This is a genomic window from Micromonospora sp. CA-248089, assembly GCF_050948515.1.
Taxonomy (GTDB): Bacteria; Actinomycetota; Actinomycetes; order Mycobacteriales; family Micromonosporaceae; genus Micromonospora.
Genome location: NZ_CP192016.1, coordinates 1,391,364 through 1,411,383, shown reverse-complemented (window position 1 = coordinate 1,411,383; position 20,020 = coordinate 1,391,364). Strand labels below are relative to the sequence as shown.

Annotated in this window: 21 protein-coding genes; 5 read left to right on the top strand and 16 right to left on the bottom strand. The window is 73.8% G+C overall.

What is annotated here, in order from left to right:
- Positions 1–85 precede the first annotated feature (85 nt).
- From ACQP26_RS06970 to rsmD, 9 genes are all read right to left on the bottom strand, one after another.
- Positions 86–2,308: an MMPL family transporter gene (locus tag ACQP26_RS06970; protein ID WP_433495245.1), complete on the bottom strand. Its 2,223-nt coding sequence runs from the start codon at positions 2,306–2,308 to the stop codon at positions 86–88.
- 239 nt (positions 2,309–2,547) lie between these two features.
- Positions 2,548–3,405 (bottom strand): bifunctional DNA-formamidopyrimidine glycosylase/DNA-(apurinic or apyrimidinic site) lyase, encoded by an 858-nt coding sequence (gene mutM, locus ACQP26_RS06965; RefSeq protein ID WP_281578773.1) that lies wholly within the window; start codon positions 3,403–3,405, stop codon positions 2,548–2,550.
- The gene (rnc, locus tag ACQP26_RS06960; RefSeq protein ID WP_269701530.1) at positions 3,398–4,213 is read right to left on the bottom strand and encodes a ribonuclease III; all 816 of its coding nucleotides are present in this window, start codon (positions 4,211–4,213) and stop codon (positions 3,398–3,400) included. Before rnc ends, mutM begins: the two co-directional genes overlap by 8 nt.
- Positions 4,210–5,205, bottom strand: coding sequence for a phosphate acyltransferase PlsX (locus tag ACQP26_RS06955; RefSeq protein ID WP_269706901.1), 996 nt, complete (start codon positions 5,203–5,205; stop codon positions 4,210–4,212). Before ACQP26_RS06955 ends, rnc begins: the two co-directional genes overlap by 4 nt.
- Before the next feature lie 96 nt (positions 5,206–5,301).
- The gene (rpmF, locus tag ACQP26_RS06950) at positions 5,302–5,475 is read right to left on the bottom strand and encodes a 50S ribosomal protein L32 (RefSeq protein ID WP_269701532.1); all 174 of its coding nucleotides are present in this window, start codon (positions 5,473–5,475) and stop codon (positions 5,302–5,304) included.
- A 5-nt stretch (positions 5,476–5,480) separates the two neighbouring features.
- Positions 5,481–6,044: a YceD family protein gene (locus tag ACQP26_RS06945; protein WP_135243737.1), complete on the bottom strand. Its 564-nt coding sequence runs from the start codon at positions 6,042–6,044 to the stop codon at positions 5,481–5,483.
- A gap of 124 nt (positions 6,045–6,168) precedes the next feature.
- Positions 6,169–6,666 (bottom strand): hypothetical protein, encoded by a 498-nt coding sequence (locus tag ACQP26_RS06940; RefSeq protein ID WP_269701534.1) that lies wholly within the window; start codon positions 6,664–6,666, stop codon positions 6,169–6,171.
- A gap of 142 nt (positions 6,667–6,808) precedes the next feature.
- Complete coding sequence (gene coaD / locus ACQP26_RS06935) at positions 6,809–7,285, bottom strand: pantetheine-phosphate adenylyltransferase (protein ID WP_269701535.1); 477 nt, start codon at positions 7,283–7,285, stop codon at positions 6,809–6,811.
- Positions 7,282–7,845 carry a 16S rRNA (guanine(966)-N(2))-methyltransferase RsmD gene (gene rsmD, locus ACQP26_RS06930; RefSeq protein WP_433495244.1) on the bottom strand — a complete coding sequence of 188 codons (564 nt, stop codon included), beginning with the start codon at positions 7,843–7,845 and terminating at the stop codon, positions 7,282–7,284. Before rsmD ends, coaD begins: the two co-directional genes overlap by 4 nt.
- 246 nt (positions 7,846–8,091) lie before the next feature.
- Between rsmD and ACQP26_RS06925 the strand changes: the two genes are divergently transcribed.
- The gene (locus ACQP26_RS06925) at positions 8,092–9,039 is read left to right on the top strand and encodes a cell wall anchor protein (protein WP_433495243.1); all 948 of its coding nucleotides are present in this window, start codon (positions 8,092–8,094) and stop codon (positions 9,037–9,039) included.
- A gap of 75 nt (positions 9,040–9,114) precedes the next feature.
- On the opposite strand, the gene ACQP26_RS06920 is transcribed toward ACQP26_RS06925, so the two are convergent.
- The 3 genes from ACQP26_RS06920 to ACQP26_RS06910 are packed head-to-tail and all read right to left on the bottom strand — an operon-like array spanning position 9,115 to position 13,915.
- Positions 9,115–10,050: a serine hydrolase domain-containing protein gene (locus ACQP26_RS06920; protein ID WP_281578776.1), complete on the bottom strand. Its 936-nt coding sequence runs from the start codon at positions 10,048–10,050 to the stop codon at positions 9,115–9,117.
- Positions 10,051–10,109: 59 nt separating this feature from the next.
- Positions 10,110–12,311 carry an ATP-dependent DNA helicase RecG gene (gene recG / locus ACQP26_RS06915; RefSeq protein ID WP_433495242.1) on the bottom strand — a complete coding sequence of 734 codons (2,202 nt, stop codon included), beginning with the start codon at positions 12,309–12,311 and terminating at the stop codon, positions 10,110–10,112.
- Positions 12,308–13,915 carry a DAK2 domain-containing protein gene (locus ACQP26_RS06910; protein ID WP_433495241.1) on the bottom strand — a complete coding sequence of 536 codons (1,608 nt, stop codon included), beginning with the start codon at positions 13,913–13,915 and terminating at the stop codon, positions 12,308–12,310. Before ACQP26_RS06910 ends, recG begins: the two co-directional genes overlap by 4 nt.
- Before the next feature lie 210 nt (positions 13,916–14,125).
- Between ACQP26_RS06910 and rpmB the strand changes: the two genes are divergently transcribed.
- Complete coding sequence (rpmB, locus tag ACQP26_RS06905) at positions 14,126–14,317, top strand: 50S ribosomal protein L28 (protein WP_011905179.1); 192 nt, start codon at positions 14,126–14,128, stop codon at positions 14,315–14,317.
- 210 nt (positions 14,318–14,527) lie between these two features.
- The gene (locus ACQP26_RS06900; RefSeq protein WP_433495240.1) at positions 14,528–15,784 is read left to right on the top strand and encodes an ATP-grasp domain-containing protein; all 1,257 of its coding nucleotides are present in this window, start codon (positions 14,528–14,530) and stop codon (positions 15,782–15,784) included.
- Here ACQP26_RS06900 and ACQP26_RS06895 read toward each other — a convergent pair.
- A complete protein-coding gene (locus tag ACQP26_RS06895) occupies positions 15,781–16,248 on the bottom strand; it encodes a GNAT family N-acetyltransferase (protein WP_269701545.1) in 468 nt (155 codons plus the stop codon). The genes ACQP26_RS06900 and ACQP26_RS06895 overlap by 4 nt on opposite strands.
- Positions 16,249–16,366: 118 nt before the next feature.
- Positions 16,367–17,314 (bottom strand): thiamine-phosphate kinase, encoded by a 948-nt coding sequence (locus ACQP26_RS06890; protein ID WP_269701546.1) that lies wholly within the window; start codon positions 17,312–17,314, stop codon positions 16,367–16,369.
- Positions 17,315–17,477: 163 nt separating this feature from the next.
- Between ACQP26_RS06890 and ACQP26_RS06885 the strand changes: the two genes are divergently transcribed.
- The gene (locus ACQP26_RS06885; RefSeq protein ID WP_013284547.1) at positions 17,478–17,711 is read left to right on the top strand and encodes an Lrp/AsnC ligand binding domain-containing protein; all 234 of its coding nucleotides are present in this window, start codon (positions 17,478–17,480) and stop codon (positions 17,709–17,711) included.
- Positions 17,712–18,299, top strand: coding sequence for a DUF3515 domain-containing protein (locus ACQP26_RS06880; RefSeq protein WP_269701548.1), 588 nt, complete (start codon positions 17,712–17,714; stop codon positions 18,297–18,299). It abuts the gene before it with no gap.
- 25 nt (positions 18,300–18,324) lie between these two features.
- Here the strand turns inward: ACQP26_RS06880 and ACQP26_RS06875 are convergent, their stop codons facing one another.
- Positions 18,325–19,428, bottom strand: coding sequence for a D-alanine--D-alanine ligase family protein (locus ACQP26_RS06875; RefSeq protein WP_091420221.1), 1,104 nt, complete (start codon positions 19,426–19,428; stop codon positions 18,325–18,327).
- A gap of 166 nt (positions 19,429–19,594) precedes the next feature.
- Complete coding sequence (locus ACQP26_RS06870) at positions 19,595–19,819, bottom strand: hypothetical protein (RefSeq protein WP_269701551.1); 225 nt, start codon at positions 19,817–19,819, stop codon at positions 19,595–19,597.
- Between the last annotated feature and the right edge of the window lie 201 nt (positions 19,820–20,020).

The following is a 20,020-nucleotide window of genomic DNA, read 5'->3' as shown; positions in this document are numbered from 1 at the left end:
TACCTGAGAGTCATAGTTATGACTCTCAGGTATATCGCTCAATAGTGGATGCCGTCTCCGCCGCCGGCACAGGCTGGACCGGGTGTCAAGGCACGACGGCCAGCTCTGGTGCCGGGGCGGGCGGCGGCTCGACCGCAGGGACAGGCCGGCGGCGGCGCATGAAGCGCGGCGCCCACCAGTTCGCGTCGCCCAGCAGCGTCATCACCGAGGGCAGCACGACCGCCCGGATGATCGTGGCGTCCAGCAGGATCGCCGCCGCCAGGCCGATGCCGAGCTGCTTGAAGTCGATCATGCTGAGCGTGGCGAAGATGGAGAACACCGCCACCATCACCACCGCCGCGCTGGTCACCACACCGGCCGAGGAGGTGATGCCGTGCGCCACCGCCTCCCGGTTGGGCATGCCCCGGTCGACCGCCTCGCGGATCCGGCTGACCACGAAGACGTGGTAGTCCATGGACAGTCCGAAGAGGACCACGAACAGGAACAGCGGCAGCCAGGTGACGATCGCGTCCATCGAGGTGAAGCCGAGCAGCCCTTCCGCCCAGGTGCTCTGGAAGACCAGCACCAGCAGCCCGTACGCGGCGCCGGCGGAGAGCAGGTTGAGCATGATCGAGGTCAGCGCCACCACCACCGACCGGAACGTCCACGCCATCACCAGGAACGTCAGCGCCAGCACGAACGCCGCGACGATCGGCAGCTTCGCCCAGATGTGGGCGGCGTAGTCCTCGCTGGCGGCCACGCCGCCGCCGACCGCGAACTCCACGCCCGGGATCCCGCCGAGCGTGGCCGGGACCAGGTCCTCGCGCAGCTCGTGCAGCGACCGGGACGCCTCGTCGGAGCGGCTGGCGTGCGGTGTGGCCACCTCGAGCACCGACACCCGCCGGTCCGCCGACACCTGGATCTCCGGGCCGTCCCCCTCGGCCGGCGCGAAGAGTGGGTCGGCGGCGGTGCGGCCGGCCAGGTCGGTGAGCGCGGCCCGCACCCGGTCGGCCTGCTCGGCGGGCGCGCGCACGGCGACGGTGTGGCTGGTGCCGTTGCTCGGGAAGGCCGTGGTGAGCCGGTCGTACGCCTGCATGGCCGGCGTGGTGCGCGGCACGTCCTCCGCGCCGGGGAACTTCAGCTTCATGCCGAGCGCGGGTGCGGCCAGCGCGAGCAGCAGCGCGACCGAGATCAGCAGCGTGGCCACCGGCGCGCGCAGCGCCGGCTTGAGCACCGCCGGCCAGAACCGGGGCCGGGCCGGCTGCCCGTCCCGCCCGGTGCGCGGCGCGGTGAGGCGCCACAGCAGCGGCACCCGCGGCCGGTCCACCCAGCGGCCGAGCTTCGCCAGCAGTGCCGGCAGCACGGTCAGGGAGCCGATCACGGCGACCGCCACCACCAGGATCGAGCCGACCGCCAGCGAGGAGAAGATCGCGTCCTGGGCGAGCAGCAGACCGCCCATCGAGATGATCACAGCGGTCCCGGAGACCACCACGGCGTGCCCGGAGGTCTCCGCGGCGATCTCCACCGCGTCCAGGCCGGATCGGCCCTTCGCCCGTTCCTCCCGCTCCCGCCGCACGTAGAACAGCGAGTAGTCCACCCCGACCGCCATGCCGATCAGCAGGATGACGCTCGCCGTGGTGTCGGTGGCCGGCACCAGGTGCGAGGCGAGTGTGGAGAGACCCATCGCGGCGGCCACCGAGGAGAGCGCCAGCAGCACCGGCACCCCGGCGGCGATCAGCGCGCCGAACGCGATGATCAGGATCGCCAGCGTCACCGGGAGGCTGAGCAGCTCGGCGCGCTTGAAGTCCTTGCCGAGCGTGTCGTCGAGCGCCTTGTCGATCGACGGACCGCCGACCTGCTCCACCCGCAGCTGCGGGTGCGCGTCCTGCACCTTCGCGGTGGTGTCCCGCAGCGGCTGCACCCGGTCCCCGGCGGTGCCCGGGTCGCCGGACATGGTGATCGGCACCAGCAGCGCGGTGCCGTCGCGCGACGGCATCGGCGTACCGATCGAGGCCACGCCGTCGACCTGCCGCAGCCGGTCCGCCGCGTCCTGCGCCGCGGCCTTCGCGGCGGCCTGGTCGAGCGCACCCGAGCGGGCGGTGATCAGCACGTTCTCGGTCGCCGGCCGGTCGAACCCGCCACTGTCGACGATCAGCTGCGCCCGTCCGAACTCGCCGATCGCCTGATCCTCGTCGGTGGCCTCGTTCAGCCCGGCGGCGCTGCCGCCCACGAAACACACCGCCACGAAGACCACCCACAACGCGATCGCGCGCCACGGATGCTCCGCACTCCACCGTGCCAGCCGCACGGTCACCGGTCGCCTGCCCATGTCCCGGGTTCCACCCTCCTGATGCCGGCCCTGTGCCGACCCCAGATGACGCTAGGCAGCAGGCGGGGCCCCGACATCGGGGAACGGCCCCCGCTCGTCCCCGATCCGCCCGGCGAGGTCCGCACGGCCGGAACCGGCCGCGCGGACCGGGCGGAAAAGGGCATCTCCGGGTACGCTCCGGCGCGTCTCCGGGGACCGTCGGGCGATGCACACCGGCGCAACCCCGAATCGGCTCGGGGTCATCCCCGGAGGGTGCCCCGGGGCCGCGGCTGGCATCGCGGGCAACTGTAGGAGGACCGGTTCATGAACGCCTCCCGCCGGATCGGCGCGCCGCAGCGCGGGCAGGGCTCACCCTCCCGGCCGTACGCGTTCAGCGACCGGTCGAAGTAGCCGCTCTCGCCGTTGACGTTCACGTACAGCTCGTCGAAGCTGGTGCCGCCCTGCTTGATCGCCTCGGCGAGCACGTCCCGCACGTGCCCGAGCAGCCGCAGCGCGGCCGGGCGGGTCAGCGCGTCGGCCGGCCGGGCGCCGTGCAGCTTCGCCCGCCACAGTGCCTCGTCGGCGTAGATGTTGCCCACCCCGGAGATCAGCGTCTGGTCGAGCAGCGCGCGTTTGATCTCCGTACGTTTGCGCCGCAGCGCCGCCACGAACGCCTCGTCGGAGAACTCCGGGTCCATCGGATCGCGGGCGATGTGGGCGATCTCGGCGGGCAACTCCGCCCCGCCTTCGGAGACGGACAGCCCGCCGAACGTGCGCTGATCGACGAAGCGCAGCTCCGGCCCGTCGTCGGCGAACCGGAACCGGACCCGCAGGTGCAGTTCGTCAGCCGCGCCGACCGGCTGCAGCAGCAGCTGGCCGGACATGCCGAGGTGGCCGATCACCGCGTCGCCGCTGTCCAGCGGCAGCCAGAGGTACTTGCCCCGGCGCCGCACACCGGTGACCGTCCGGCCGGCGAGCACGTCGGCGAAGTGCGCGCCACCAGGCGCGTGCCGGCGTACCGCCCGCGGGTGCCGCACCTCGACGGCGGCGATCCGCCGGCCGATCACCCACTGGGCGAGTCCCAGCCGGACGGTCTCGACCTCGGGCAGCTCAGGCACGGCCGGCGCCCGCCTCGACGTCGGTCGTGTCGTCGCGGGCCTGCGACTCGTGCCGGGCCTGCGCCTCCGCGTCCGCCTCGGCCTGCGCCTCCGCCTCGGCCTGCTCGGTGAGCGTCCGCCAGGCCGACTCGGCCGCGCGCTGCTCGGCCTCCTTCTTGCTGCGTCCCTCCGCGCCGCCGTAGCGGTTGCCGGCCACCACCACCCAGGCGGTGAACGTCTTGAGGTGGTCCGGCCCGGTGCCCTCGATCCGGTACTCGGGCACGCCCAGTCCGAGCGCGGCGGTCAGCTCCTGGAGGCTGGTCTTCCAGTCCAGCGCCGCGCCCCGGCCCGCCGACTCGGCCATCAGCGGGTCGAACAGCCGGTGGATGACGATGGCCGCGGTGTCCAGGCCGTACTGGAGGTAGATCGCGCCGAGCAGCGCCTCCAGCGTGTCGGCCAGGATGCTCGCCTTGTCCCGTCCGCCGGTCGCCTCCTCGCCCTTGCCGAGCAGCAGGTACGCGCCCAGCCCGTCCGGGCCCAGGCCACGCGCCACGTCGGCGAGCGCCCGCATGTTGACGACGCTGGCGCGCAGCTTCGCCAGCTGCCCCTCGGGCAGGTCGGGGTGGTTGTGGAACAGCGCTGTGGTGATCACCACGCCGAGAACCGAGTCGCCCAGGAACTCCAGCCGCTCGTTCGTGGGCAGGCCGCCGTTCTCGTACGCGTACGAACGGTGGGTCAGCGCGCGTTCCAGCAGGTCCGGGTCGAGCGACACCCCGAAGGCCGCCTCCAGGTGGCCGACGGGAGCACGCCGCCGCTTGTCGTTGGTCATGGTGCTACCTCGGTGTCGTGTCGGTCAGGTGCGAGATCGTGCGGGATGTCGGCGAGCAGGGAACGGACCGTCCCGGCGGCGTCACGGCGCCACAGGTGGGCGGCGAGCGCGATACCGGAGGCGACGTCCTCGGAGCCGGCCGCGCCGTGGCACACGACCACGGTGCCGCCGACCCCGAGCAGAGCCGCGGCGCGCGGGGCGCCGCCGCGTGCGGGTGGGCCGCCGGCCATGGCGTACGCGCCCTCGATGGCCTTGAGCAGGACGTTTCCGGTGAAGCCGTCGGTCACCACGACGTCGGCGCGGGCGCCGAGCGAGATGTCGTACCCCTCGACCAGGCCGACGTAGCGGCCGTCGCAGGGCAGCGGCGCGGCGGCGAGCGCGGGCGCGGCGACGCGGCGCAACCGGTCGCCCTTGCCCGTCTCGAGGCCGACGGAGAGCAGTCCGACGCGGGGTGCGGTGACGGCGTGGGCCACCGACGCGTAGGCGGCGCCGAGGAGGGCGTGCCGGGCCAGCGTGGCCGGGCCGGGTTCGAGCGTGCCGCCCACGTCGAGCAGCACCACCGGCCCCTCGACGGCGGGCAGCGTGGCGGCGAGCGCGGGACGGCGTATCCCGGTCCAGCGGCCGAGGCCGAGCGCGGCGGCGGTGACAGTGGCGCCGGTCGAACCGGCGGAGACGACCGCGTCGGCGAGTCCGTCGCGGACGGCCTGCACGGCGGTGCGTACCGTGCTCTCGCCGCGGGCGGCGGTGGGATGGTCGGCCATGCCGACGACGGTCCGCACCGGGCGGACCGTGACCCGGGCGCGCTGGGCCGGGTCGAGCGCACCGATCAGCGCGTCGGCCACCTCGATCGGGCCGACGAGCATCAGGTGCAGGGCGGGATCCGTGCGTACCGCTCGCAGAGCGCCGTCAACCACGACGGCGGGAGCATCGTCCCCGCCGAGGAGGTCGACGGCGATCCGCGCGGTGCCCGGCTCCGACGGTCCGCCGACCATGAGCCGGTCGGCGGTGGCGGGAGCCGGGGCACCGGGCGAGAGCCTTGGTGCGCGCGTCACCCGACCGGTGGTCGGGGACGTCACTCGGCGGCCGGATCAGACGTCGAGGACCTGACGGCCGTTGTAGGTGCCGCAGACGGAGCAGGCGGCGTGCGGCAGCTTGGCCGACTTGCACTGCGGGCAGGCCACGGTCGCCACCGCCGAGGCCTTCCAGTTCGCCCGGCGGGCGCGGGTGTTGCTGCGCGACATCTTGCGCTTGGGGACGGCCACGGTTCTTACTCCTCTGTACGGGTCAGTTGCGTCAGGCTCGCCCAACGCGGGTCGACCTGCTGATGGCTGTGGTCGGCCGGCAGATCGTCCCAGTGCACCCCACACTCGGGGCACAGGCCTGGGCAGTCCTCCCGGCAGAGCGGGTTCGTCGGCAGCGCCAGCACCACCGCGTCCCGCAACGCCGGTTCCAGGTCGATCAGATCGCCCTGCATCCGGCCCACCTCGTCCTCCTCGGTCGTGTCGTCCGTGGTGCTGTTCTCGTACGCGTACAGCTCCTGGATCGTCACGGCCAACGAGTCGTCGATCTCGCGCAGGCAGCGGCCGCACTCGCCCTTGACGGGACCGGTGACGGTCCCGGAGACGAGTACGCCCTCGGACACCGACTCCAACCTCAGGTCGAGGTCGAGGTCCGCGCCCTCCGGCACGCCGATCAACTCCACGCCGAGGTCCGCCGGTGCCGGCACGACCCGCTTGTGCGTACGCAACGCGCCAGGTCGGCGCGGCAGTTCCCTCGTGTCGAGGACCAGCGGCGACCTGGGGTTGAGTGTGCTCGGCGAGTGTTTGGGCATAGTCAGACTCCGGCCGTTGAGAGGCCGACAAAGAAGGTTACCTGCCAGGTGGGCGGACCGTCGAACCGGGGGTTCGCCTCCGGCGCGACGGCAGCCGGCTGTCGGCGACCGGCCCGCGCGCCGCTCAGAAGGGTAGCGGGCGGTCCGCCTCGTCCCCGGCGAAGGTGCCGATCTCCCGCAGCGCGTGCATCTTGTCCCGGCCGCGCTCTATCGAGGCCAGCGCCCGGGTGAGGAACTGCTCGAAGTTCGCCAGCGCGGTGTCGACGTAGTCGTCCACCTCCTCGCGGAGGCGCTGCGCCTCGGCCCGCGCCTCGGCGATGATCCGGGCGCCCTCGTGCTCGGCCGAGACGGTGATCTCGTTGACCGAGACGAGCCGGGCGTGTTCCGCCTCACCCTCGCTGATGATCCGGTCGGCCTCGCGCTTGCCGGCCTCCATGATCTTGTCCCGCTCCTCCAGCAGCGCCGCGGCCCGGCGCAGGTCGGCGGGAAGCTCCGCGCGCAGCTCGTCGAGCGCGGCGATCATCTCGCCGCGGTCGACCATGCAGTTGTTGCGCGACATCGGGACGGAGCGGGCCTGCTCCACCATGGCGATCATTTCGTCGATGCGATCGAGCGGGTCCACCGGTACCTCACTCCTGTCTTCGTCGGCCGCCCTCCATCATGCGGCCTCGCGCCCGGTCCCGGCGCTGCAGACATCATGTCGCGCCCGAGCCACAAGCACCCCACCCGCCCCACCCGGCGCGTCGCCCACCCCCGGCGGAGGGTCAGGGGCGGAGGCGGGCAGAGAGCTGCTCGCGGACCAGGTCGGGGACGTGGGCGGAGATGTCGCCGCCCCACTTCGCCACGTCCTTGATCAGGCTGGACGAGATGAACGAGTAGAGCGGGTTGGTCGGCATGAACAGCGTCTCCACGCCGGCCAGGCCGATGTTCATCTGGGCCATCTGCAGCTCGTAGTCGAAGTCGCTCACCGCACGCAGGCCCTTGATCAGCACACTCGCCTGCTGCGCGCGGCAGAAGTCGACGAGCAGGCCGCGGAACGACTCCACCCGGACGTTGTCGTACGAGGCGGTGACCTCGTGGAGCATGTCGATCCGCTCCTCGACCGTGAACAGGCCCTGCTTCGACTGGTTGACCAGCACTCCGACGATCACCTCGTCGAACAGCCGGCTGGCCCGGCCGATGATGTCGAGGTGTCCGTTGGTGACCGGGTCGAACGAGCCTGGGCACACCGCACGTCTCATGATCGGCGACCGTACCAAAGAGTGGTCTCGCCGTAACGTCTGCTGCGCTCCGGAGTGACACCTTCCACCCACGTGACCGGTCCGGTACGGCTGGACCGCTCGACGACCACCAGGGCGTCCGGGGCGAGCCACCCGCCGTCGACCAGCGCCGCCAGCATCGCGGTGATCTCGGCGTCCGGCACCGCGTACGGCGGATCGGCGAAAACCACGTCGTACGGCCCGCCGTCGGGGCCGGCCGCCAGCACGCCGGCGACCTTGCCGGTGACCAGGCGGGCGGCCGGCGCGGCCCGCAGCGCGGCGATGTTCTCCCGGATCACCCGGGCGGCCCGCGCGTCGGACTCGACGAGCAGCACGTGGGCCGCGCCCCGCGACAGCGCCTCCAGACCGACCGCGCCGGAACCCGCGTACAGGTCGGCGAAACGGGCCCCGTCCAGGTCGACGTGGGAGTGCACCGCGCTGAACAGCGCCTCGCGGACCCGGTCGGAGGTTGGCCGGGTGCCGGCACCCGGTGGCGCGGCGATCCGCCGGCCGCCGAGCGTGCCGGCCACGATCCGGGTCACCGTCGCTCCCTGCGCATGCCCCGACGCTACGCGACGCCGCGAGGCGGGCACGACGTACCCGGCGCGACGATCGGTGACTCGACGTACATCAATGATCTCGAATACATAACGGACCCTTTACGACCCTTCGATCACGGTGACGCCCGCACTGTCGATCTCGCTAGGGTCTGGCCCGATTGCCGAGCGGACGCGTGGCTCCGGTCCCACCGCCCGGTCTCTCCCATCCTCCCCTCGTCAGGAGTAGGCGTGAACCGTCTCCACCTCCGGCGTGCCGCCGTCCTCACCGCCGGCGCGCTGCTCGGCCTCGCGGGCGTCGGCACCGTCGCCGGCCCGGCCGCCGCCCACCACCCCGAACCGTCCGGCAGCTACTGCGCCGCCGAGAACGGCACCGTCACCGTGACCTGGTCGGTGATCAGCAGCGAGACCGACATCTCCGGCCGCATCACCACTGTCGAATCCACGGTGCCCGGCCCGATCAGCGGCGGGCTGGCGGTCGGCGCGGAACTCAAGCCGGCCGGCCAGGGCCCGCTGACCGGCACCCAGACCCACACGTTCGCCGGCCCGATCCCGGAGCTGAAGCTGACCGTGGCCGCGCACTGGGAGCGGGGCCGCAAGTCGCACGACGGCCAGCGCACGGTGGTGGCCCGTCCGGGTCGCGACTGCGCGACGCAGAGCCCGTCACCGTCGCCCAGTACGCCGTCGAGCCCCACCCCCACGCCGAGCACGCCCGCCTCGCCGACCCCGACGCCGTCGGCGTCCGTCCCGCCGAGCCCGTCCACCCCGCCGACGCCGTCCGCCCCGCCGGCCGAGCCCGCCGAACCGGTCTTCAAGCTGGACCAGGACTGCGACTCGATGACCTTCATCGTGGAGAACCCGGCCGACGGCATCGCCTTCACCGCCACGTTCACCACCGAGAAGGGCGAGAGCAGGAAGCTCGTCTCCGAACCGGGCAAGTCCGGCTCGGTCGAGTTCGCGGCGTACCGGGGCCTCACGGTCACCGTGAAGTACGACGTGGTCCAGGAGTCCGAGACCATTCCGTACACCGCGCCGCGGGACTGCTCCGGGCAGGGCGGCGGGCTGCCGGTCACCGGCCCGGCCGTGGGCGCGGTCGCCGGTGGCGCGGTGCTGCTGCTGGCCGCCGGCGCGGTGCTGTTCGTGGTGGCCCGTCGCCGCCGGATCCGCTTCACCGCCTGATCCGCCGATCTCGCTGATCCGCACCGAGGGCGCGTCGACCACCCGGTCGGCGCGCCCTCGCCGTGGGTACGGCGGTCAGACCGCGTCGAGCACAGACGTGATCGCGACCGGATCGACCTCGGCCTGGTTGGTCAGCAGGACGAGCCGCTCGTCGGAGCCGGGCAGCCAGGCGGCGAACGCCTTGTAGCCACCGTTGTCCCCGGAGTGGTGCAGCGCCCGCCGGCCGGCCAGCGGGCCGACGAAGAACCCGTAGCCGTACGCCTCGTCGGGCCGCCCGGTCGGCGCGTGCGGTGCGGTCATCGCCGCCACCGAGGCCGGGGCGAGCAGCCGGCCCCGGCGCGGTACGTCGAGCCAGGTGAGCAGGTCCGCCCCGGTGCACCAGACGTCACCCGCGCCCATGCTGACGGTCTCCAGGTCCCACGACGGCACCGGCCGGCCGCTCTCGTGTCCGGTCGCCACGTCCGGCCGCCCGTCGCCGGCACCGGCGAAGCTGCCCGTCATGCCCAGCGGCGCGAAGACCTCCTCGGCGAGGAAATCGGCGTACGGCCGGTCGGCCACCCGCTCGACGGTCCGGGCCAGCAACACGTAGCCGGGGCTGCTGTAGTGCCACCCGGTTCCGGGCCGGAACAGTGGCGGCAGCGCCGCGAACCGGTCGAGCAGGTCGTCCGGCTCGGCCGGCCCGTGCAGGTCGATCGCCGGGTAGTCCTCCCAGTGGCCCAGGCCGGACGTGTGGGTGAGCAGGTGGTGCAGCGTGATGCCGGACCACTGCGGCGGCGGCGTGCCGGGCAGCCACCGGGTGACCGGGTCGGACAGGCTCACCGCTCCCCGCTCGGCGAGCAGCAGCACCGCCACTGCGGCCATCTGCTTGCTGATCGAGGCGATCTGGAACCGCGTCGCCGGGGTGCAGCGCCGGCCGGACGCCTCGTCGGCGACTCCGGCGACCCGGTCCACCAGAAGCTCGTCACCTCGGGCCAGAAGCAGCACACCGCGTTCGGGTGATGGTGTCGACATCTGCGCGAGCCTAGGCACACGACGTGCGTGCCGCTGCCCCGCGACCGCGCCGGCCGCCGTCAGCCCTTCTCCAGGTATTCGGCGCGTTCCTCGTCGACGAGCGCGGCCACCGACGCCGCCAGCGCCGGGTGCCGGGCCAGATCCGGGTCGTCCTCGACCAGTTCGATCGCCTCGGCCCGCGCGTCGCGGATCAGCTCGGCGTCGCGCAGCAACGACAGCAGCCGCAGGTGCGAGCGCCGGCCGGACTGGGTCGCGCCGAGCACGTCACCCTCGCGACGCTGCTCCAGGTCGAGTTCGGCGAGCTTGAACCCGTCGGCGGTGGAGGCGACCGCGTCCAGCCGCTCCCGCGCCGACGAGCCCTCGGCTGCCTCGGTGACCAGCAGGCAGAGACCGGCCGCCGAACCCCGGCCGACCCGGCCGCGCAACTGGTGGAGCTGGGAGACGCCGAACCGGTCGGCGTCCAGCACGATCATCACCGTCGCGTTCGGCACGTTCACGCCGACCTCGACCACAGTGGTCGCGACGAGCACGTCCAGCTCGCCGTCGGCGAACGCGCGCATCACCGCGTCCTTCTCGTCGGCCGGCAGCCGCCCGTGCAGCACCCCGATCCGCAGCCCGTGCAGCGGCCCCTCGGCCAGCAGCGGCGCCACCTCGGTCACCGCCAGCGGCGGCCGGCGGCCGTTGTCGTCCTCCCGCGGCGCCTCCTCGTCCGACACCGGCCCTTCACCGATGCGCGGGCACACCACGTACGCCTGGTGGCCCTTGGCGACCTCCTCGCGCAGCCGGCGCCACGCCCGGTCGAGGAACGCCGGCTTCTCGGCGGCCGGGACCACGTGCGAGGCGATCGGCGAGCGGCCCTGCGGTAGCTGGGACAGCGTGGAGGTCTCCAGATCGCCGTAGACGGTCATCGCCACGGTGCGCGGGATCGGGGTGGCGGTCATCACCAGCACGTGCGGCGGCTGCTCGGCCTTGGCGCGCAGCGCGTCGCGCTGCTCCACGCCGAAGCGGTGCTGCTCGTCCACCACCACCAGGCCGAGGTCGTGGAAGTCGACGCCCTCGTAGAGCAGGGCGTGCGTGCCGAGCACGATGCCGGCGCGGCCCTCGGCCACCTCGGCCAGTGCCCGGCGCCGGGCCGCCGCGCCGAGCGAGCCGGTGATCAGCTCCACCCGCGTGGCGTCGTCGGCGGCGCCCAGCTCACCGGCCCGGCCGAGCGGGCCGAGCAGGTCGAGGATGCCCCGGTGGTGCTGGGCGGCGAGCACCTCGGTCGGGGCCAGCAGCGCGGCCTGCCCACCGGCGTCGACCACCTGGAGCATGGCGCGCAGCGCGACCACCGTCTTGCCGGAACCCACCTCGCCCTGGAGCAGCCGGTGCATCGGGTGCGCCCGGGCCAGGTCGGCGGCGATCTCCCGCCCGACGACCTGCTGGCCGGAGGTCAACTCGTACGGCAGCCGGGCGTCGAACGCGTCGAGCAGCCCGCCCGCCTTCGCCGGCCGGGCCCGCCCCGGCGACGCCGCCGCCCGGTGCTTGCGCTGCACCAGCGTGAGCTGCACGGCGAACGCCTCGTCCCACTTCAGCCGGCGGCGGGCCCGGTAGAGCGCCTCCTTGCTGGTCGGACGGTGGATCTCGCGCAGCGCGGTGCCGATGTCGGCCAGGTTGCGGGTGGCCCGCACGGTGGCCGGCAACGGGTCCTCGGGCGGGGTGAACGTGTCGAGCACGACGCGCACGCAGCGGGCGATCACCCAAGTCGGCACCGCCGCCGCGGCCGGGTAGACCGGGATCAGCGCCCCGGCGAACTCCTCGACCTCCTCGTTCGCCGCCGCCTCGCCCTCGCCGCCCTCGCCGAGCAGGACGTACTCCGGGCCGTTGAGCTGGCGCTTCCCCCGGAACTCGGTCACCTTGCCGGCGAACAACCCCCACCGGCCCGGCCGCAGCTCCCGCTCCCGCCACGCCTGGTTGCCGAAGAACGTGCAGGTGAGCACGCCGCCGGAGCCGTCGCCGACGGTCACCTCCAGCAGGTTGCCGCGCCGCTGACGCATCGGGCGGACCGCGGTGCGCTGCACCTGGGCCAGCACCGTGACCTGCTCCCCCACGTCGAGCGAACGGATGTCGGTGTGCTCGCCGCGTTCGTCGTACCGGCGCGGGAAGTGGTAGATCAGGTCGCCCGCGGTGTGCAGGTCGAGGTGCCCGGCCAGCGCCTTCGCGGTGCGATCGCCGACCAGCTTCTTCAGCGGCGTGTCCACGGTGGCCGCTTCACTCGTCATTCGACCCCCACCAGGAGCGGATAGTGCGGCTGCCCGCCCTCGTACGCCTGCACCTCGACGAACGGCCAGGCCCCCTCGACATGCGCGCGGACCCGGTCGGCCAGCCCGGCGGGCGCGTCAGCGCCGCAGAGCAGCGTGACCAGTTCGCCGCCACCGCCGAGCATCCGGTCCACCACGGCGGTGCAGGTGTCGACCAGATCCTGCCCGATCAGGTGCACCTCGCCCTCGACCAGGGCCAGCACGTCACCCGGGCGGGCCGGCCCGGCGACCGTCAGTGCCTCCCGGGCGGCGTGGCAGACCTCCGCGTACCGGCAGGCGCCGGCCGCCTCGGCCATCGCGATCACGTCGTCCTCGAACCGCCGCTTCGGATCGCGGACGGCCAGCGCCGCGAGCGCCTGCACCGGCGAGCGGGTGGGCACCACGCTCACCTTCACGCCGAGGCCGTGCGCCTCCCGGGCGGCCGCGCTCGCCACCGACTGCGTGTTCGGGTCGTTCGGCAGCACCACCACCCGGGCGGCGCCGGTGGCCCGGATCGCGTCGAGCAGCTCACCCGTGGACGGGTTGGCGGGCACCACCACGGCACCCTCGGCGGCGAACAGCTCCGCGATGCCCGCGCCGGTGGCCACCACCACGGCGGCCCGCCCCTCGGGCAGCGGCACCTGCGGCGCCGGGGCGGCCTGGTCGGCGAAGCGGGTCACGCTGATCCGGTGCGGACGGCCGGCGACCACGCCCGCCTCGACCGCCGCCCCGATGTCGTTGACGTGCACGTGCACGTTCCAGGTGCCGGCGCCGTCGCCGACGATCGCCAGGGAGTCGCCGAGCGCGTCCAGTTCGGCACGCAGCCGCGCCACCGCCTCGTCGCCTGCCTCGAGCAGATACTGCACCTCGTAGGCGTACGCGTCGGAACCGCTCTCCCGCACCGCCGTGGCCGGCGCGCGGCGGGCGGGTGGCGCGGGCACCGGCTGCCCCGGGCTCTCCCCCGTGATCACCTCGACCAGCGCGTCCAGCAGCAGGCACAGGCCGCGCCCGCCGGCGTCGACCACGCCCGCGCGGGCCAGCTCCGGCAACTGCTCGGGGGTACGCGCCAGCGCGTGCGCCGCCGCCTCGGCCGCGGCCCGGGCCACGGCGCGCAGGTCGTCGCTGTCCGCCCGGCGGGCCGCGTGCGCCGCGGCGGCCACCACGCTGAGCAGCGTGCCCTCGACCGGCCGGGCCACCGCGGCGTACGCGGCGGTGGTGGCGTCGGCCAGCGCGTCGGCGAGCTGCCGCCCGCGCACCGCGGGCACGGCGGCGAGCGTGTCGGCGAGACCGCGCAGGATCTGCGAGAGGATCACGCCGGAGTTGCCGCGCGCCCCGAGCAGCGCGCCCCGGGCCATCAGCCGCAGCGCGTGCCCGTGCGGGGTGTGCCCGTCGTCGGGGAGCGTGCCGAGGTCCATGGCCAGCGCCTGCTGGGCCGAGGTGAGCGTGAGCACCAGGTTGGTGCCGGTGTCGCCGTCGGGCACCGGATAGACGTTGAGGTCGTCGATCTCGCCCTGGTGGGTGCGGAGGGCTGTGAGCCCGCTCGCGCACCAGCGGCGTACCGCTGCGGCGTCGAGGGTCTCCAGCACGTCGGGAAGCCTACTGGCGCACACCGACACGCGCCGGGGTCGGCCGCCGCGTGTCCGCCCCGGCCGACGGCCCGGCCGGGACGCCGGTACGCTGGGTGGGCTCGCGAAAGGGCCGGTTGGGCGTACCGACTGTCATCGGGTAACCTGACCAGGTTGCCCGGGCAGCGCCTGGCGGCGACCTCATGAACGTTTCAATCCCAGGAGTATCCCGTGGCTAGCGTGTGCGACGTCTGTGGCAAGGGGCCGGGCTTCGGCCACAACGTGTCCCACTCGCACCGGCGGACCAACCGCCGCTGGAACCCGAACATCCAGTCGGTGCGCACCCCGGCCGGTGGCGGCAACACCAAGAAGTTGAAGGTCTGCACCTCGTGCATCAAGGCCGGCAAGGTCACCCGCGCCTGACGCGGTAGCGCCACCGGAACATCGTCGGTCGCCGGCGGATCCCTTCGGGGTCCGCCGGCTTCTGTCGTGTCCCGGCGGCCCGTCGCCCGGTATCCACCGACCCGCGCCGCACCCCTGACCGACCGTACGGCGACCCACTGGTACGAGCCGGTTAGGGTGCTGCTGCGCCGGCCTTCCGGTTTCCGGCGCGAGCCGTGGGGAGGGTGACCGGTGGACCTCGATCTGGGTCGCGAGCAACTGGTGGTCGTGGGCGCGTCGTTCGGCTCACTGAGCTGGTTCGACCAGCACCTGCCGGCCGGCACCGTGGTGCTCGTCGAGGAGCCGGACGTGATCGCCCGCCGCGGCCTGGCCCGGTTCGCCGAGCGGCTGCCGATGATCGGGCGCCTCGTCGCCGCCGAGTACCAGACCGGCTTCGACCCCGACGACCTGCTCGCCCGCGAGCCCGCCCTGGCCGACGCCCGGCTGGTCCTGCCCGGCCTGGAGTACGCGGTCGGGGCCGCCGCCCGGCTCGCCGAACGGCTCGGGCTGCCCGGCGCCGGCGCGGAGGCCGCGGACGTCTTCTCCGACAAGCACCGGATGCGGCTGCTCGCCGACCGGATCGGGCTGGCCAACCCCGCCTACGAGCTGGTCGACGACCCGGCGCGGGCGATGGAGTTCGCGCAGGCGCACGGCGGCCGGTGCGTGCTCAAGCCCACCCGCCGCTCCGGCAGCCTGGGCGTGCAGCTGATCACCGACCCGGCCGAGGTGCCGGCCCGCTGGGCGGCCAGCGCCGCCCCGCCCGACCCGGACGAGGCCACCGAGCGCGGCCTGCCCACCGGTGTGCTGGTCGAGGAACTGCTCGTCGGCTCCGAGCACAGCGTGGAGCTGCTCGTGGCCGAGGGCGACGTGGTCTTCGCCAACGTCACGGACAAGCGGATCGCCGGCGGGCGCTACCCGGTCGAGACCGGCCACACCGTGCCGTCCGCGCTGCCCGCCGACGCGCGTGACGCGCTGCGCGCCGCCGCGGTACGCCTCGCCGAGGCGTCCGGCTTCCGGAGCGGCGTGCTGCACAGCGAGTGGATCCTCGCCGACGGGGTGCCGACGCTGGTGGAGTGCGCGGCCCGGATGCCGGGCGACATGATCCCGGCGCTCATCTCGATCGCCTACGAGCGGGAGTTCATCGAGGCGTACCTGCGGATCCTGCGCGGTGAACGCCTGGCGCTGCCGGCGCGGGCGACCGGCGCGGCGGCGGTCGAGTTCCTGATCGCGCCGCCCGGCCGGGTCACCGCCGTGGACGGCAGGCGCGACGCGCTGCGCGCGCCGGGCGTGCTCGACGTGCAGGTGGAGACGAAGGTCGGTCAGACAGTGCCGGAGCTGCTCTCCTCGGCGCACCGCAGCGGGCACCTGATGGCCTGGGGCGCGACCCCGGACGAGGCGGCGGACGCCGCGCGTCGCGCCGCCGGGGCGATCCGCATCTCGGTGGGCTAGAGGGTACGGCCGAACGACAGGCAGCCCGGGGCGTCCTTGTAGAAGCCGAAGTTCGGGATCAGCTCGTAGCCCGCCGAGGTGTACATGGCGATCGCCTCGGGTTGCTTGTCGCCGCACTCCAGCACGATCCGCTTGCGGCCGTGGTCGCGGGCGGACCGCTCGACCGCGCCGAGCACCGCGCGGGCCACGCCCCGGCCCCGGGCCGCCGGGTCGGTGTACATCCGCTTCAGCTCGGCCGTGTCGCCGTCCTCGCCGTGGCTGCGCCAGCCGCCGCAGCCGACCGGCCGCCCGTCCAGGTAGGCGACGAGGAACACGCCCTCCGGCGGGGTGAACTCGGCCGCGTCGACGGGGGTCTCGTCGCCGCTGCCGCCGTACCGGGCGCCGAGGTCGGCCAGCGCCGCCCGGATCAGCGCCTGCGACTCGGGCGCGTCGAAGCGCCGCTCCCGGATCTCGATCTCGCTCACCGTGCCAGGTTACGACCGCCGCCGGCCCGGCCCCGGCCCGGCGGCCCGCGGTCGGACGCAGATCACTCCGCCGTGCCGCGGCTGTGCCGGCTATTCCGCTCTGCGGCGGCTGTGCCGGCTATTCCGCTCTGCGGAAGTGGTCCCAGCCGCGCGGGCCGCTGTAGGCGGCGCCGTCGACGGTGACCCCGGCGCCGGCCGCCACCCGCCCGACCGGCCGCCACCCGTCGGGCAGCGCGGCGTCCGCCGGGAACGTCGCCGCCAGCGCGTGGTCCTCGCCGCCGGCCAGGATCCAGGTGTACGGGTCGACGCCGAGCGCCTGCGCCGCGTCCCGCATCTGCCGGGGCACCTCGAACGCCTCGCGGCTCAGGTCGATCGCCACGCCGCTGGCGGTCGCCACGTGCCCGAGGTCGGCCAGCAGCCCGTCCGACACGTCGATCATGGCGGTGGCCCCGGCGGCGGCTGCCGCCGGTCCGGCGGCGTACGGCACCTCGGGGCGGCGGAACGCCTCGACCAGCAGGCGGGGCGTGCGGAAGCCCCGGGAGAGCACGGTGTAGCCCGCCGCCGACCAGCCGGTACGCCCGGCCAGCGCCACCACGTCGCCGGACCGGGCGCCGGAGCGGACCACCGGGGCGCGGCCGGCCAGGTCGCCGAGCGCCGTCACCGCGATGGTGAGCGTCGGGCTGCCGGACATGTCCCCGCCGACCACGCTCGCGCCGACGAGCGCCGCCTCCGCGCCCAGCCCGTCGGCCAGCTCCTCGGCCCAGGCCGGGTCCAGCTCGGCCGGCATGCAGAGCGCGACGAGCAGCGCGGTCGGGGTGGCGCCCATGGCGGCGATGTCGGCGAGGTTGGCCGCCGCCGCCCGGTGTCCCACGTCCCGCGCCGACGACCAGTCCCGGCGGAAGTGCCGCCCCTCCACCAGCACGTCGGTCGAGGCGACCACCCGCCGGTCCGGCGCCGCCACCACCGCGCCGTCGTCGCCGGGGCCGAGCAGGCAGCTCTGTCCCTGTGCCAGCCGGGCGGTCACCCGGTCGATCAGGCCGAACTCGCCGACATCAGTGACAGTCATTCCGTCCCCTCGCTCCGCTGCGTCGTTCCGCACGTCCCACCCCTGTCCGTACCGGCGTGTGCTCGCTCACCGCGTCCGACCGGCAACCGATAGGGATCACGGCCGCTCAGTACGGTAGTTTCACCCTTCGGGTCGCCCGGAGGCGACGGACGGAGGTCGAGTCGTGGTACAGGCGTACATCCTCATCCAGACCGAGGTCGGCCGGGCGCGTGACGTGGCCGGTCTGATCGCGGACCTGGCCGGCGTGGTACGGGTCGACGCCGTCACCGGGCCGTACGACGTGGTAGTGCTCACCGAGGCGAACACCGTCGACGAGCTCGGCAAACTCATCGTCAGCAAGGTGCAGATGGTGCCCGGCATCACCCGCACCCTCACGTGTTCGGTGGTGCGGCTGTAAGTGGACGAGAAGGACACCTCCCCCCGCCGGGACGGCGCCACCCGCCGTGCCGCACTCTGGGCGACGCTCGTCGCGCTGCCGGTGACCCTGGCGGTCGCCGGGTTCACGTTCGCCAAGCTGGCCCCGGAGTCGCCGGACGCCGCGCCGAGCGCGTCGGCGAGCCCCCGGGCGCAGTCCAGCGCGCCGGTGGAGATGCCCGCCCCGGCGCTGGCCGAGCGCCCGACCGTCGTCTGCCGGGCACTGATGTCGCAGCTCCCGGACAGCGTGCGTGACCTGGCGCAGCGACCGGTGACCGCGGGCCCGGAGCAGAACGCCGCGTACGGCGACCCGGCGCTGACGGTGGCCTGCGGTGGCAGCCCGGCGCAGTTCCCGCCCACCGACGAGGTGTGGACGGTCAACCAGGTCTGCTGGCACGCGGCGCAGGAGGCCGACGCCACGGTGCTGACCACAGTCGATCGGGAGACGCCGATCCGGGTCCGGGTGCCGAAGTCGTACGAGACGCCGCTGCAGTGGGTGACCTCGATCTCCGAGACGATCGTCAGCTCGGTCCCCTCGGCGAAGCAGGCCCCCTCGGGCTGCTCCGCCTGACGCCCGGCCGGGCGCCGAGCAACGGTCAGCGGCCGGCGCGGCGGTGCAGGGCGGTACGGATCAGCCGGTTGACCAGCTTCGGATACTCCAGCCCACTGGCCGACCACATCCGCGGGAACATCGACGTCGGGGTGAAGCCCGGCATCGTGTTGATCTCGTTGAGGTAGACGTCCATCTGCGGGGTCACGAAGAAGTCGACACGGGCCAGGCCGGAGCAGTCGAGCGCGGTGAACGCCCGGGTGGCGTAGTCGCGCACCTGCCGGGCCACCGGCTCGGGCAGGTCGGCCGGTACGTCGTACTCGCAGACCTCGTCGGCGAAGATGTACTTGGCCTCGAAGTCGTACCAGTCGCGGTCGCCGATCATCCGCACCTCGGCGAGCACGGAGGCCTCCGGAGCGCCGCCCGCCTCGCCCTCCAGCACACCGCACTCGATCTCGCGGCCGACCACGGCCCCCTCGACGAGCACCTTGCTGTCGATCTCCCGCGCGGTGACGAGCGCGGCGTCCAGGTCCGCCCAGTCGTCGACCTTGGTGATGCCGAACGAGGAACCGGCCCGGGACGGCTTGACGAAGACGGGCAGCCCGAGGCGCTCTTTGTCCTCCTCGCTCAGTGACATCCCGGCGCGCAGAACCGCGTACGGGCCGACCGGGATGCCCTCGGCGGCGCAGAGCTTCTTGGTGAACTCCTTGTCCATCGCCGCAGCGGAGGCGAAGACGTTCGCCCCGACGTAGGGGATGTCGGCCATCTCCAGCATCCCCTGGATGGTGCCGTCCTCGCCGTACGCGCCGTGCAGCACCGGGAAGACCACGTCCACGTCGGCCAGCGCCACCGGACCCTGGGCCGGGTCGAGGACCATCAGGCCGCCGACGGCGGGGTCGGCGCGCAGCACCAGTTCGGCGCCGGAGCCGGCGGTGATCTCGGGCAGTTTGCGGTCGGCGATGGCGAGCCCGCTCGGGTCGCCGCTGGCGAGCACCCACTGGCCCTGCCGGGTGATGCCGACCGGCACCACCTCGAACTCGTCCGGGTCCAGCGCGGCCAGCACGCTGCCGGCGCTGACGCAGGAGATGCCGTGCTCGGGGCTGCGGCCGCCGAAGACGATCGCCACACGGGTCTTGCCTGGGGTGGTCATGGTCACCTCATCGTTCGCGACTGCGGCTGGCCGTGCTCGCCGGTGGCGCTCACCCGACTGACCTTACTGTGCGTTGCCGCAAGCGGTGGTCGTTACCCGGGGAGACACGGAGTCGCGTGGCAAACGGTCAGGAAGACCTATACAGGGAGTAACGGAACGGCCGGCCTCAGAGGACCGGGTGCCGGGGCCGGCGGCCGACCGCGATGACCTTCACGCGTTGCCGGCCGGCCCGCACCATGCCCAGCGCCATGAACGCGCCGGCGATCCGGTCGGCGGCCTCGCGGCTGCTCGCGCCGACCACCTGGCGGCGGCGTTCCGGGCTGGTCCGTTCGTCACGCCGGGTGCCGTCCGGTGGACGCACGTCGGTCAGGACCACCAGGAACCTGGTCACCGCGGAACCCCTCCCCGTCTCGTGGACCGGCAGGGGCACGCGGCGGTCGGATCGTGGGGGAGTGAAGAATCCGACCACCGCGCGCCCCATCCCCTCCGGTCGCTCACCACCACCGTCGCCACGACAACCGGCGGTGAGGACGCCGTCACACAGTGACAGGTTTACCGGCATGAATGCAACTCTCATCGACTTTCTCTCATG

Bases quoted from the DNA above. Each gene is read 5' to 3' on its own strand.
- ACQP26_RS06970 (WP_433495245.1), bottom strand. From the start codon at position 2,308: ATGGGCAGGCGACCGGTGACCGTGCGGCTGGCACGGTGGAGTGCGGAG.
- rnc (WP_269701530.1), bottom strand. From the start codon at position 4,213: ATGACCAACGACAAGCGGCGGCGTGCTCCCGTCGGCCACCTGGAGGCG.
- ACQP26_RS06955 (WP_269706901.1), bottom strand. From the start codon at position 5,205: ATGGTCGGCGGACCGTCGGAGCCGGGCACCGCGCGGATCGCCGTCGAC.
- ACQP26_RS06945 (WP_135243737.1), bottom strand. From the start codon at position 6,044: ATGCCCAAACACTCGCCGAGCACACTCAACCCCAGGTCGCCGCTGGTC.
- coaD (WP_269701535.1), bottom strand. From the start codon at position 7,285: ATGAGACGTGCGGTGTGCCCAGGCTCGTTCGACCCGGTCACCAACGGA.
- ACQP26_RS06920 (WP_281578776.1), bottom strand. From the start codon at position 10,050: ATGTCGACACCATCACCCGAACGCGGTGTGCTGCTTCTGGCCCGAGGT.
- recG (WP_433495242.1), bottom strand. From the start codon at position 12,311: ATGACGAGTGAAGCGGCCACCGTGGACACGCCGCTGAAGAAGCTGGTC.
- ACQP26_RS06890 (WP_269701546.1), bottom strand. From the start codon at position 17,314: ATGACTGTCACTGATGTCGGCGAGTTCGGCCTGATCGACCGGGTGACC.
- ACQP26_RS06875 (WP_091420221.1), bottom strand. From the start codon at position 19,428: ATGACCACCCCAGGCAAGACCCGTGTGGCGATCGTCTTCGGCGGCCGC.